Origin of the sequence: Niveispirillum lacus (genome assembly GCF_002251795.1) — a bacterium.
Lineage (GTDB): Bacteria > Pseudomonadota > Alphaproteobacteria > Azospirillales > Azospirillaceae > Niveispirillum > Niveispirillum lacus.
The window spans coordinates 26,339-39,586 of record NZ_NOXU01000023.1; the positions used below are offsets into that span (position 1 = coordinate 26,339).

The 13,248-nt window shown below is 65.8% G+C and carries 11 protein-coding genes; 5 read left to right on the top strand and 6 right to left on the bottom strand.

What is annotated here, in order from left to right; all coding sequences use genetic code 11:
- Nucleotides 1-12: 12 nt before the first annotated feature.
- The 3 genes from CHU95_RS05035 to bioD all read right to left on the bottom strand — a co-directional run bounded on the left by CHU95_RS05035 (nt 13) and on the right by bioD (nt 5,481).
- The gene (locus tag CHU95_RS05035; protein WP_245837886.1) at nt 13-939 is read right to left on the bottom strand and encodes a diguanylate cyclase domain-containing protein; all 927 of its coding nucleotides are present in this window, start codon (nt 937-939) and stop codon (nt 13-15) included.
- A complete protein-coding gene (locus CHU95_RS05040; protein ID WP_094454370.1) occupies nt 936-4,691 on the bottom strand; it encodes a PAS domain S-box protein in 3,756 nt (1,251 codons plus the stop codon). Before CHU95_RS05040 ends, CHU95_RS05035 begins: the two co-directional genes overlap by 4 nt.
- 109 nt (nt 4,692-4,800) lie before the next feature.
- On the bottom strand, nt 4,801-5,481 hold the full coding sequence (gene bioD, locus CHU95_RS05045; protein ID WP_094454607.1) for a dethiobiotin synthase: 681 nt from the start codon (nt 5,479-5,481) through the stop codon (nt 4,801-4,803).
- A gap of 172 nt (nt 5,482-5,653) precedes the next feature.
- On the opposite strand from bioD, the gene bioB reads away from it, so the two are divergent.
- Genes bioB through CHU95_RS05070 form a run of 5 tightly spaced genes read left to right on the top strand, consistent with a single transcriptional unit; the run spans nt 5,654 to nt 10,491 of the window.
- The gene (gene bioB, locus CHU95_RS05050; protein WP_094454372.1) at nt 5,654-6,667 is read left to right on the top strand and encodes a biotin synthase BioB; all 1,014 of its coding nucleotides are present in this window, start codon (nt 5,654-5,656) and stop codon (nt 6,665-6,667) included.
- Nucleotides 6,664-7,935 carry an adenosylmethionine--8-amino-7-oxononanoate transaminase gene (locus CHU95_RS05055; RefSeq protein WP_094454374.1) on the top strand — a complete coding sequence of 424 codons (1,272 nt, stop codon included), beginning with the start codon at nt 6,664-6,666 and terminating at the stop codon, nt 7,933-7,935. Before bioB ends, CHU95_RS05055 begins: the two co-directional genes overlap by 4 nt.
- Complete coding sequence (locus CHU95_RS05060; protein ID WP_245837888.1) at nt 7,932-9,125, top strand: aminotransferase class I/II-fold pyridoxal phosphate-dependent enzyme; 1,194 nt, start codon at nt 7,932-7,934, stop codon at nt 9,123-9,125. Before CHU95_RS05055 ends, CHU95_RS05060 begins: the two co-directional genes overlap by 4 nt.
- Complete coding sequence (locus CHU95_RS05065; protein WP_094454376.1) at nt 9,122-9,742, top strand: alpha/beta fold hydrolase; 621 nt, start codon at nt 9,122-9,124, stop codon at nt 9,740-9,742. Before CHU95_RS05060 ends, CHU95_RS05065 begins: the two co-directional genes overlap by 4 nt.
- Nucleotides 9,736-10,491 (top strand): methyltransferase domain-containing protein, encoded by a 756-nt coding sequence (locus CHU95_RS05070; RefSeq protein ID WP_094454378.1) that lies wholly within the window; start codon nt 9,736-9,738, stop codon nt 10,489-10,491. The genes CHU95_RS05065 and CHU95_RS05070 overlap by 7 nt, the downstream gene beginning before the upstream one ends.
- Here CHU95_RS05070 and CHU95_RS05075 read toward each other — a convergent pair.
- The 3 genes from CHU95_RS05075 to CHU95_RS05090 all read right to left on the bottom strand — a co-directional run bounded on the left by CHU95_RS05075 (nt 10,461) and on the right by CHU95_RS05090 (nt 13,160).
- Nucleotides 10,461-11,561, bottom strand: coding sequence for a 2OG-Fe(II) oxygenase (locus tag CHU95_RS05075; protein ID WP_207762382.1), 1,101 nt, complete (start codon nt 11,559-11,561; stop codon nt 10,461-10,463). The two genes, CHU95_RS05070 and CHU95_RS05075, sit on opposite strands and share 31 nt — an antisense overlap.
- Before the next feature lie 284 nt (nt 11,562-11,845).
- On the bottom strand, nt 11,846-12,628 hold the full coding sequence (locus CHU95_RS05085) for an anti-sigma factor family protein (RefSeq protein ID WP_094454384.1): 783 nt from the start codon (nt 12,626-12,628) through the stop codon (nt 11,846-11,848).
- Nucleotides 12,618-13,160 (bottom strand): sigma-70 family RNA polymerase sigma factor, encoded by a 543-nt coding sequence (locus tag CHU95_RS05090; RefSeq protein WP_094454386.1) that lies wholly within the window; start codon nt 13,158-13,160, stop codon nt 12,618-12,620. Before CHU95_RS05090 ends, CHU95_RS05085 begins: the two co-directional genes overlap by 11 nt.
- Between the last annotated feature and the right edge of the window lie 88 nt (nt 13,161-13,248).

The following is a 13,248-nucleotide window of genomic DNA, read 5'->3' on the forward strand; positions in this document are numbered from 1 at the left end:
TGCCGGCGGGCCTTACCCCGCCATGGCCACACGGTTGCGGCCGCTGGCCTTCGCGCGGTAAAGCGCCTGGTCGGCGGCGGCGACCAGGGATGCGGCGTCACCGGGACTGGTCAGGGATGCGGCGCCGGCGCTGATGGTGACCAGATCCCCATCAGGTCGGGCAACATGGGCCAGGCACAGGGCGGCCACGGCCCGGCGCAGACGTTCGGCGGCCATGATGGCGGCGTCAGCATCGTGACCGGGCAGCAGGATGGCGAATTCCTCTCCCCCGAACCGGGCCGCAATCTCGCCTGGGCGGCGCAGGGCCCCGGACAGAGCCCCGGCCACCGCCCGCAGGCAATCATCGCCGGCTTGGTGCCCATAAAAATCATTATAGCGCTTGAAATGATCGACATCGGCCAGGATCAGGGACAGGGGCCCCACCCCGCCCTGGACCAGACGCTCTGTTTCCTGGGCCAGCGCGCCGTCAAAGGCGCGGCGGTTGGCAATACCGGTCAGGCCATCCATGGTGGCCAGCCGCATCAGCGCATCCGTGCGCTGTTTCAGGGCCAGATGGGTTCGTACCCGGGCTTCTACGATGTGGGGGTGAAAGGGTTTGGTGATGAAATCCACCGCCCCCGCCGCCAGCGCCCGGATCTCCACCGCTACCCCGGTGTGGGAGGTGACAAACAGGATGGGCACCGCCTCCATCCCCGGCAACCGCCGCAGGGCGGCGCAGGTCTCGAACCCGTCCATCCCTTCCATCTCTGCGTCCAGCAGCACCAGATCAGGATTTTCTGTCCGCGCAGCCGTCAGGGCATCGGCTCCGCCGGTGGCAAAGCGGACATCGCCCAACTCACGGACCACCTGTGCCAACAGGCGGATCGTCCCCACATCGTCATCAACGATCAGGATGCGCGGCTTGTCCGGTGCATGGACAAAGGGCAGGCCAGGGATCAAACAGGAAACTCCCTCTCCAGAAGTGCCAGCGCCTCCTCAAAGCGCAGGGCCTCCACCAGACTGGCGAACTCCCGGACCTTGTCCGTCCCCAGCCGTCGGGTCAAGTCATCCTTTAGCATCTCCAGCGTGTCCAGCGCCGTCAACCGCTTTGCCCGCAAGGCCGCGCGTAACTCATCCAGATCAAGCGGTTCCAGCGGGTCCCCGGTCGGGGGCGGTGGCAGAACGGGCACGGTTTCGGCCGGATGCGGCCGGGGTCGTGCCCGGATGGCCGCCACCAGTGCCGTCAGGTCCCCCGCCAGTGCGGCAAGACCCGCCGCATGGTCCGCCGCCGGTTCCTCCCGCAAGGCGCGTTCAAGCAGCGTTGCCTTTTCGGCAACCGCCAGGGCGGAGATATTGCCCGCCGCACCGCGCAATTCATGCAGCTTGGCGACCGCCCGATCAATCTGTTGGTTCGAAAGCTGGCTGGCAAGCCGTTCGCCCAGCCCGTCGAAACGGGCGACGAACTGGTCCAGGATGGTTTCAAACAGCGCGCGGTTGCCCATGACCCGACCCATGGCCTGTTCCGTATCGATCCCGGCAATGGGCTGTGGCCACGCCAGTACCGGCGGCTGTGTCACCGGGGTTGGCGGCACCACCGCCACCCCGGCAGCCAGCCAGCGGCGCAGCGTGGCCAGGAACAGGGCGGGTACAAAGGGTTTGTCGATATGGTCATCCATGCCTGCATCCAGGCAGGCCCGCAGGTCCTGCTCATGCCCGGCCGCTGTCAGCGCCAGGATGGGCAGGTCACGGCCAACCGCCAGGGCGCGGATGGCGCGGGTGGCGTCCAACCCGTCCATCACCGGCATCTGAAGGTCCATCAGGACAAGGTCAAACCGCTCCCGCTCGACTGCGGCCACGGCTTCGGCCCCGTTTTCCACCAGGGTGGTGACAGCACCGGCCCGATCCAGGAACCCCTTGGCCACAAGCCGGTTCAGGTCATTATCCTCCACCACCAGAATCCGCGCCCCGCCCAGGCCCGACATATCTTCGAACAGGTTGACACTGGCGGCTGGCTGGGTGGGGCTGGTGATGCTGGCCGGCGGATCGACCGGGGTCATGTGCAGATTGATGATGAAGCGGCTGCCCTGCCCCTGGGTGCTTTCGGCCCGGATGGTTCCGCCCATCATCTGCACCAGACGCTGGGTCAAGGCCAGACCCAGGCCCGTGCCCCCATGCTGACGGCGGTGGCTGTCATCGCCCAGGGCGAAGGGCTGGAACAGCCGGGCCACCTGTTCGGGGGCCATGCCGATGCCGGTGTCGCTGACCGTAACCTGCATATCCACCTTGCCATCCGGCTGCATACCGGTGCGGCGCAGGGCGACGGTGATCGTACCGGTCGTCGTGAATTTCACGGCATTGCCGACCAGATTGTCCAGGATCTGCCGCATCCGCCCGGCATCCCCCTGGACCCAGTCCGGCAAGGCGGGGTCCAGGCTGATCTCCAGCGCCACTGGTCGGGTGCGGATGACCGGTGCGAACAGGTCGGCCACGGCCGCCACCGGGTCGGCCAGCCGGAACGGCGCCGGTTCCAGCATCAGCAGTCCGGCATCAATACGTGAATAATCCAGCACGTCATTGACGATGGACAGCAAGGCGCTGGCGGACCGCCGGACACTGTCGATATGGGTGTGCTGGCTGTCGCTCAACGGCTCATCCAGCACCAGATGGGCTGATCCGATGATGCCGTTCAGAGGGGTGCGGATCTCGTGCCCCATATTGGCCAGGAAGGCGGATTTGGCCCGGCTGGACGCTTCGGCCCCTGCCAGCGCATCGCGCAGGCGGGCGGCATCGCGCACCTGCACGGAAATGTCCGTGGCGATGATCAGGTAGCCGGCGATGCCGCCGCTGCGGTCCGCCAGCGTGGTGACGGCCAGCAGCACCGGCAGCCGGGTGCCATCCTTGCGCAGAAAACTCCATTCCCGTGTATCGACACCGCCATGATGGGCATCGGCGGACAGCACATCCATGGCGGACAGCAGCAGATGTTCACCATCGGCATGCATTGCTGCGCCGCGCATCGCCAGTTCGGCAGGATCGTGGAACAGGGCCGGTGTGGCCTTTCCCACCACCTCGTCCGGGGCATAGCCGAGCATGCTTTCGGCGGCGGGGTTGAACAGGGTGATCGTACCGGCCCGGTCACAGGCAATAATGGCGGACCCGGCGCAATGCAGGATGGCGTTGCGCAGGGCGGCCAGGGCCTCGATCTCCATGGTCCGTTCGCGCACCTGCTGTTCCAGTCGGCTGTTGATCTCGCGGATGCTGGTTTCTGCCGCCACCTGTTCGGTAATGTCACGGATGACCAGAGCGGCCCCGTTTATGCCATGGGCTCCCCGTACGGGGGTGGCTGTGACCGACACGTCAATGATGCGGCCGTCGCTGCGCTGGCGGCGGGTACGCAGATTGACCAATATCTCCCCCCGTCCGACACGGTCCAGCAGGTCACGTTCCTGTGGCTCCAGCCCCGGCGGCACAATCAGCGCCAGGGTGGACAGGCCCAGCACATCGGACGGCGCCCGCCCGAACAGGCGGGTCGCGGCAGGGTTCCAACTGGTGATGACACCCTGACCATCCAGGCCGATCACGGCATCGCTGGCGCTGTCGATGATGGCCCCCAGCCAGGCATCGCTGGCCGCCAGTTCCCGGTCGCGGCGATGGGACCGGCGGCTGAACACCAGCAGCAGCGCCATCAGCCCGGCCAATGGCAGGCCCAGTCCGGCCACCCAGTACCGCACCATAGCGGCGTGGGCCGCGATCACCTGATCCGGCACCGCGACAACCAGGGTGACGAACCGGTTAGGGTCCGTCCGGTCCAGCGCCACGCGCTGGCGCATCACATGGATGTGGCCCTCCGCACCATGGAAGGTCATTGCCCCGTTGGCTTCCCGGACGCCGGACTCCAGCGGTTCAAATTCGTCAGACCAGCGCCAGGGACGGCCGCGCGCCATGCCGAAACTGCGGCCCGGATCGGGGTGCAGCAGGAAATTGTCAGCCGCATCAAGAAGGTAAACGCGATAGATCGGGTTGAGGTCATTCACCAGATCAATCATCAGCCCGCGCGCATCAACCGCCATGGTCATGATGCCGAAGGTTGTGCCATCCAGTGCCGGGACGGAGGTTGCCAGCCGCAGCAAGGGCCGGGGCGGATCGGCCACCGACCCGTTCATCCGGCGGTCAAGGTCGATATCGGCAATCACGATATCGCCCACCGGTCGCTGTGCCAGCAGGCCCAGCAGGTCACTGTCCGGATGGGCGCCCCCGGCCTGTCCGGCGCTATGGGCCTGTCCATCATGGCTTTCCACGGCCACCACGGGTTGCTTCTGCCCCACGGCCAGCAAGGCCATGCGTTCAACGCCGGGCCGTGACAGGGCATAACCGGCCAGCACGGTTTCCAGCCGCCGCCGCCAGCGACTGCCCTCGGTATTTTCCTCCGCATCAAAGCCGGTGGCCTCTGCCCGCACGATCCCCGGAATCGGCGGGGACTGGGACAGAAACTGCAATTGCATTCGCAGATCGTCCTGCGTGCGTGTCAGGATGCTGACCCGCTGCAACAGCACGTTACGCTGCCGGACGTCCATTTCCGCCTGATAGCGCTCCCTTTGCTGCTCACCGGCAACCAGGGCAGCAATCAGGACCAGCAGAACCAAAGCTGCCGTGAGCAGAACAATGGTACGCGGGCTCAGCCCGCCATCATCGATGCGGTTGGAAATCTGCAAAACCGGAACCCCTGTGCCCCGGCAGGCGTAGGCCCGCCATCAACTTGTCTGATTGTTGCCAGTAGTGCCACGTCCCCGCACGAAAGATAGATATCCAGGCGGCTAGGGCTTAATCCACATGGCCCAGAAGCTGTGTGATCGCCGGATGTTCGAAGCACCCGGCTGCCAGCCGGGGCAGATAGACAATGGGCAGGCCGTCCAGGAACGGGGCCAGGGTCGCCGCCGTATCGGCCGGTGGTACGGTCCCGCCGGGTGTTTCGGACAGGACCAGGGCCGTCACCCGCAATCCGCGCGCGCGCAGCACCGCATGGGCCGTCAGGATATGGCTGATCGTGCCCAGATAGGTACCGGCCACCAGGATATTGGGCAGACCCAGTTCGGCCATCCAGTCCAGGACGGTGCGCCCATCATCCACCGGGGCCATGACCCCCCCCACCCCTTCGATCAGCAACGGGCCGGTTGCATCGGCAATGCGCCGGCGGCACGCGGCCAGCATGGCGCTGTAAGGCACCTGCCGCCCCTCCAGTCGCGCTGCCATGTTGGGGGCCAGCGGGGCGGCAAATCGCCAGGGCGACACCCGGTCCAGCGTATCAGGCGTCAGGTCCAGGCCCATCGCGTCAATCAGGGCGGCAGGATCGCTGCCCGTCGGGTCCTCCGGATCGATCCCGCTGACCAGTGGCTTGAATGCATCCGGCGCCCGCCCCGCCGCCCGCCAGTGCCGCAGCAGGCAGGCGCTGACAAAGGTCTTGCCGATATCGGTGCCGGTGGCGGTGACAAAATGGGGGCGCATGGTCAAATCCATTGTTTGCTTGTGGAGCAGGTGGTTACCCTACCACCCCCCTTTCCCTCAACCCCCCCATGCAGGATGGGGGATGCTGGCCTGCATTTGGGTCCTGACAGCATCGTGTAACAGGTTTTATACCACTAGCCCTGACCCGCTTTTCCTGTTGAAGGGATGAGAGATGAGCATCGCCGCCACTGCCCCGCACGCCGCCCTGGCCGGCAATCCGATCCGCAATGATTGGACGCAAGGAGAGGTGGAGGCCCTGTTCAACCTGCCCTTCATGGATCTGCTCTATCGTGCCCAGACCCTGCACCGGCAGTTCTTCGACCCGAACGAGGTGCAGATCTCCACGCTGCTGTCGATCAAGACCGGCGGTTGCCCGGAGGATTGCAATTACTGCCCGCAATCGGCGCAGTTCGACACCGGCCTGAAGGCGTCCAAGCTGATGCAGGTCGAAAAGGTGCTGGCCGAGGCGCGCGCTGCTAAGGAACAGGGTGCGTCCCGCTTCTGCATGGGTGCCGCCTGGCGCTCGCCCAAGGATCAGGACCTGGACACGGTCTGCGCCATGGTGGAGGGCGTGAAGGCCATGGGCATGGAGACCTGCGTCACCCTGGGCATGCTGCGTCCCGATCAGGCGCTGAAGCTGAAGGATGCGGGTCTGGATTATTACAACCACAATCTGGACACCTCGCCCGAGCATTACGGCAACATCATCACCACCCGCACCTATCAGGACCGTCTGGACACGCTGGACGCCGTGCGCAATGCCGGCATCAATGTCTGCTGCGGCGGCATCATGGGTCTGGGCGAGGGGCGGGAGGACCGCGCCAGCCTGATCCGTACCCTGGCCACCCTGCCGCAGCACCCGGACAGCGTGCCGATCAACCTGCTGGTCAAGGTGGAGGGCACGCCGCTCGATAAGGCCGAACAGGTCGATCCCATCGAGTTTGTCCGCACCATTGCGGTCGCCCGCATCACCATGCCGGCCAGTGTCGTCCGCCTGTCGGCGGGGCGCGAGGATATGAGCGATGAGATGCAGGCCCTGTGCTTTGCCGCCGGTGCCAATTCCATTTTCTATGGTGAACGCCTGCTGACCACGCCGAACCCGGCCCAGGCGCGGGACGCCAAGCTGTTCCAGAAGCTGGGCCTGCGGTCGATGCAGGTCGAGGTGGAAGCGGACGCCTGCGAATGACAGGCAGCCCCGTCTGGCTGGATGACGGCATGCGGCATGTCTGGCTGCCCTACAGCCAGATGAAACATGCCGACCCACCGTTGCCCGTGGTGGCAACGGAGGGCACGCGCATCCATCTGGCCGATGGGCGTGTGCTGATCGACGGTATCGCCAGTTGGTGGACGGCCTGTCACGGCTATAACCATCCACATCTGCGCGCCGCACTGGAGGCACAGGCAGCGCGGATGCCGCATGTGATGTTCGGCGGCCTCTGCCATGAACCGGCCCTGACACTGGCCACAAGACTGGCCACGCTGTTGCCCGGTGATCTGGAGCGGGTGTTTTTCGCCGAAAGCGGGTCGGTGGCCGTGGAGGTCGCCATGAAAATGGCGATCCAGTACGGATTGAACAGAGGCGAGCGGGGACGGTCCAAGATCCTGTCCTTCACCGGCGGCTATCATGGCGACACCATCGCCACCATGGCGGTCTGCGACCCCGAAGAGGGCATGCATTCCCTGTTCACCGGCCTGCTGCCAGAGCATTTCGTACAGCCCTTGCCCCGCGACGCCGACAGTCTGGCGGCCCTGGAGCGGTTCTTGGACCAGCATGCCGGCCAGATCGCCGCCATTCTGGTGGAACCGCTGGTGCAGGGGGCGGGCGGTATGCTGTTCCATGACATTGCCGTCCTGCGCAGCCTGCGTGATCTGGCCGACCGCTACGGTCTGCTGCTGATCTTTGACGAGATTTTCACAGGGTTTGGCCGCACGGGCACGATGTTTGCCTGTCAGGCGGCAGGCGTGGTGCCCGATATCATCACCCTGTCCAAGGCGCTGACCGGTGGCACCCTGCCCCTGTCCGCGACCATCGCCCGCCGGCATGTCTTCGATGCTTTCTGGTCGGATGACCCCCAAGCTGCATTGATGCACGGGCCGACCTATATGGGTAATGCGCTGGGCTGCGCGGTGGCCAATGCCTCGCTCGACCTCTTCGAATCACACGATCGTATGGCGCAGGTGGCGGCCATTGCGGGCTGGCTGGCGGCGGGACTGGAACCCTGCCGGGGCCTGCCCGGCGTGGTCGATGTCCGCACGCTGGGGGCCATCGGCGTGGTGCAAATGGATAGGATCAATGATTTACGCGCCTTGAAGCGGCTTTTGCTGGCCGAAGGGGTGTGGATACGGCCATTCCGCGATATTCTCTATCTGACGCCGGCCTTTACGGCGACGGAGGAGGATGTGATGCGTCTGACGGGGGCGATCACCCGCGTGCTTGAACGGGGTCACCCATGAGCGGGGCTGCCGGCTGGCTGGACATGCTGGCGGCTCAGGCGCTGGATGCGCTGGACATGGCGGGTCGCCGTCGCACCTTGCGTGCCTATGACCGTGACGGTATCCGCCTGCGTCTGCCCGACGGCAATGTGCTGGTCGATGTGGCGTCCAATGATTATCTGGGTCTGGCCCAGGACCCCGGCATCATTGACCGTGCCGCCGAATATGTGGCCCGGTTCGGGGCGGGCAGCGGCGCGTCGCGCCTGATCTGTGGCACCCTGACCGCGCATCGGGAGGTGGAGGAAAAGCTGGCGGCGTTTTTAGGCACCGAAGCCGCCCTGCTGTTTGGCAGTGGCTTCCAGGCCAATGCCACCCTGCTGCCCGCCCTGGCCGAACTGCTGGGTGGGGAGGCGGAACTGCTGGTCGACCGTCTGTCCCATGCCAGCATTCTGAACGGCGCGTTTTCCCACGGCGTGAAGGCCAAGCGGTTTCGGCATAATGACCTGAACCATCTGGAAGACCTGCTGAAAGAGGGGTCCGGCCCGCGCATGGTGGTGACCGAGTCTGTGTTCAGCATGGATGGCGACCGCGCCGACCTTGCCGCGATTGCCGATCTGGCCGACCGTTACGGCGCGCCCGTCTATCTGGACGAGGCGCATGCCATCGGCGTGCTGGGGCCGGAGGGACGGGGGCTGGCGGCGGAACTGCCAGGCCGTATCGCCGTCACCATGGGCACCCTGGGCAAGGCGTTTGGCGGGTTTGGCGCCTATGTCGCCGGATCACGTCTGTTGATTGATTATCTGACCAACCGCTGCGCCGGGTTCCTTTATACCACGGCCCCGCCGCCGGCCGTGCTGGGTGCGCTGGATGCGGCGCTGGATGTCATCCCGTCGCTGGATATGGAGCGCATGCGGCTGGCCAGCATGGCGGATGCGGTCCGCATGGCGGTACAGGCCATCGGTTATGACACGGGGGCCAGCAGCACCCAGATCATTCCCGTCATTGCCGGCACCGAACAGGCGGCCCTGGGCTTGCAGCAGATTTTGGAGATGGCGGGTTTCCTGGCTGTCGCCATCCGGCCCCCGACCGTGCCCGCTGGCACGTCGCGCCTGCGCCTGTCGCTGTCGGCAGCGCTGGATGATCACACGGCAGGCCAGTTGCTGACCGTTCTGTCCTGTCTGCCACCGCCGGGCCTGGGCCTGCCCGGATGACCAGCCCCCTGTTCCTGTTTGTGCATGGCTGGGCCGGCACACCCCGCCTGTGGGACCCTGTCCGCGTCGAACTGTGCGCGCGGGGCGTGGCGGCGGGAGATATGGTCACAGAGGTACCGCCGGAAGTGACAAAACGCCCTGTGATCGGCATTGGCCATTCCCTGGGGGCCGCCTGGCTGCTGGCCCATGGCCCGGCCCTGGCGGGGTTTGCCGCCATCAACGGCTTCACCCGGTTCAGCGCCGCCCCCGACTTTCCTGTCGGCACGCCGACGCGTGTGCTGTCAACCATGCGCCGCCGGCTGCTGTCCGACCCGGTGGCTGTGCTGACGGATTTCCATGCCCGCGCCGGGCTGCCCCTGCCTGCCGACCCGCCGGTTGCTGATCTTCTGGCACAGGGTCTTGACCTGTTGGGCTCCATTGATGTGCGGCAGGCATTCGGAGTTTTCGCCAGCCCGCATCTGGCCCTGTGCGGGGCCGATGATGTCATCGTCCCGCCGGCCCACAGCGCCGCCTGCTTTGCTGATCCGGTGATGGTGGCCGGGGCGGGTCATGGGCTGCCGGTCACCCATCCCCGTCTCTGCGCTGATCATATCCTGGCCCTGGTGGCGCGATGCTGACGGCGGCGGATAAGGGGCGGGTGGCCGGGCGTTTTGCCGCCGCCGCCGGGGGGTACGATGCCTCGGCCCGGGTGCAGGCGCGCATTGCCGCCACCCTGGCGGACCGGCTGGGCACCCTGCCCCTGGCCGACGGGGCACGGGTGCTGGAAATCGGCTGTGGGACCGGGCTGCTGACGGCGGCGGCGCTGTCGCGGCTGCCGCGGATCGGGTCCTGGCTGGCCAGCGATATAGCGCCCACCATGGTCGCATCCTGCCGCCAGCGACTGTCCCCCGACCCTCGCCTCACCGTGGCGGTGATGGATGGCGAGGCACCCGCCGTGACCGGCCCCTATGACCTGATCTGTTCCAGTCTCGCGCTGCAATGGTTTCCGGATGCGGCGGGTGCGCTGGCGCGCTGGCGCCGGATGCTGGCACCGGGCGGTATGTTGCTGGTGGCGACCCTGGGCGTGGATACGTTCGCGCAATGGCGCGCGGCCCTGGCGGCGGCGGGGGCGCCGGGGGCTGGCCCTGCCTATCCGGATGGGGCCACCCTGTCACGCTGGCTGGGCCCCGGCGGACGCGTGGAGCGGCAGGATTTTGTCGAACATCATGCTGATGCCCGGCATTTCCTGCATGCCCTGCGTGGGATCGGGGCGGATTATGCGCCGACCCGGCTGCCATCTGCCACCCTGCGCCGCGCCATGCGCTTGCTGGATGCAGCGCGGCCGGTGGACATCACCTATGATGTGCGCTGGTTACTGGCGCTGTAACCGCCATTCTGGGGATCGGCCAGGAAAGCCAGATTGGCCCTACGCAGTCGCTCCCCCTCCTCGTCATAGAGGAACGGCAGGAAGGCATAGCGCACACCCCTGGTCACGGGTTTCGCCTCATGCAGCATGGAGCAGGAGAAGGCGATGGCCCCGCCAGTGGGCGCGCGATAGGTGCGGGGGCCGAATTCCGGGAAACACAGATCCCCGCCTTCATACTCTTCTGCGTTCAGATTGATGGTGACAGCAAAGCGACGATGGGCGGTGCCACGTGTGGTATCGTCGCGGTGCGGGCGGAAAAACCCCTGTTCGGCCGCGTCATAGCAGGCAACGATAAAGCGTTCCATGCGTGTGGCCCGGAATTGCAGACACCGGGTCAACATGGGCAACAGCCGTTTTTCAATTCGGGCCCGCGCCTCCATTAACACCGCCGGATCGGTGATCAGCATGTCGCGGCGGCGCTTGAAACTATGGTCGATAATGCCGACCGTCTTGCCATCCTTTTCGCGCATATAGCCGGAATCCTGCCCCCCATTGGCCTTGTACAGGTCGATCAGCAGTCGGCAGAATGCCGGTTCGAACACATGGGGCAGGGTCAGCACCGGCGCCGGCATGTCGGGCGGCGCACACAGGCCCGCCGCCGGCAACAGCTTCACCCATCCCAGAATGGATGGCCCGTCGCCAAGCGGGCCGCGCATCAGCACCCGCAGCATCGGGTCCAGCACCACCCAGCCGCCCGTGCCATCAACCCCATAAAGCCGGGCGATCGCCTGTGCGCCAAATTCCTGAAAAAAGCGTAGGCGTGGCCAAGTGGTACGCGCCGCCGGGGCCGTTTCGGGCGGGATCACGCCAAAGCCGATACAATGCCGCTCCGGCACATCCACGACCCAGGTGGCCAACAGATTGATGGCCTGGGTGGCCGCCTGCTGATCCAGTCCAGGAAACAGCAGCACGACATGCCGCCCGCCCAGGCTGGACAGGTGGAATTCCGCAATTTCGCCACAACGGGTGATGAACCAGGGCGCAGGTTCACCATGACCAGGCTGTGGGTGGGATGGCAGGGGGATAGCCATTGTCATCGCCGGAATCGGCTCTGATGTCCGCGCCAGCGCCATGGCCCGGAGACGGGCCGACGATTGGTCGCGCTGGCGACGGAAGTGCGGCGATCGGTGCCGATCACCAGGACAGGATATTGGGCCAGGGCCGGGCCAAGCCGGCGCTCCCAGACATGGGGCCGGGCGGGCGGACCGCCGGGTTTGAAAGGGCGTGAGGCAATGTGCAGTGTCATAAAATGAAAAACGCATCACGGCGCGTTTTCATCCCGCCAGGACTGGATTTTTTTGCACCAGCAGGGTGTTTATCGGGAAGCCGTATCCAGAGCCTTGTCAACGGCCAGTATCAGCGGTTCCATTTCCGTCGGCAGGTCGCTGGAAATGGCGGCCACGGCGAAATCTTCAGACCGCCACATGCTCACCTCCAGACCATGGAACGCCTCCATGACCGGGCTATCGGGGGCCAGCCCCTCATCCGGGGCGAGTGACAGGGTCATGCGATGGCCAAGAGCATCTTCATAGAGAAGCTGGCCTGCCGGTCCCTCCTCCGTCCCCAGGACCCGCGCGCCGACCAAAGACAGGCCCATCCGGCGAAGGTCGGGAACGGTCACCTCTTCGCCCAGTTTGGTCGTCAGCCAACGGCGAATGTCGTCTGGTCTGGTGCCGGGTATTTCCACGGGCCGGGTAGGATCATTGGCAAAAACGGCATGGGCATCCATCGCTTCCTGCGCATAATCGGGCAGGCCGGCAAAGACGGGCCGTCGCAGCACTTCATTGGCGCCCCAGCCCACGGCCAGCAGCAGCACCGTTGCCGCAACCCGTGACAGGCGTTGGCGCCAGACACTGCGGCGCAGGGCCTGTTCCAGTCCCTGGATCAAGGGTGCCGGCAATGTTGGCCAGGCTGGCTCCGCTGCTGCGGCGGCCAGGGCCAGTTGCTGTTCGGCATAACAGGCCAGCCGTTCATGGGCGTCAGGATTGGCCAGCAGCCAAGCCCGGACCTGCGCTTCGCGCGCGGGTTCCAGTTCGCCATCCAGAAAGGCGTGCAGGTCGCTGTCCTCGATCCCGTCCGCCGCCATGTCATCTGCCATCTCTGCCCCCCTTCAGCAGGCGCAGCATCGGGCCAGACCGTTCTTCACCTTCCAGCGCACGGCGCAGGGCCTCCCGTCCCCTCGCGATCCGCGACATGAAGGTGCCGACGGGAATGCCCAGGCGCTTGGCCGCCTCGTCATATTTCAGGTCTTCAACCGCCACCATGAGGATGGCCTGGCGCTGCCCCTCTGGCAGGGCCTGAAGATGCGTCACCACCTGTGCCGCCTCCACCCGTGCCAGTTGGTCGGCCGGCTGTACCGTTTCCGCCATGCCCTCTGCCAGGATGCCGACAGTGCGCTGGCGCACCTGCTGGTGGCGGCGGCGGCTGATATGGGTGGTGTAGAGAATACGGAACAGCCAGGCCTTCAGATCGCTGCCCGGTCGCCATTGCGTTGCTGATGCCACCGCCTTGGCCAGGCAATCCTGCAACAGATCCTCCGCCTCCTCCGCCGACCGGGTCAGCACGAAGGCATAACGGCGCAGCGCCGTCAGGTGCAGGGTCAGTTCCTGGTGAAAGGGATCATCATGCATCGGGATCTCGTCCGCCTGTCATCAGCATAAACGCGGCAGACGGATTTTTCATCCCGTTGAATGGTGCATCTGTGTCATTTGCCCTCAA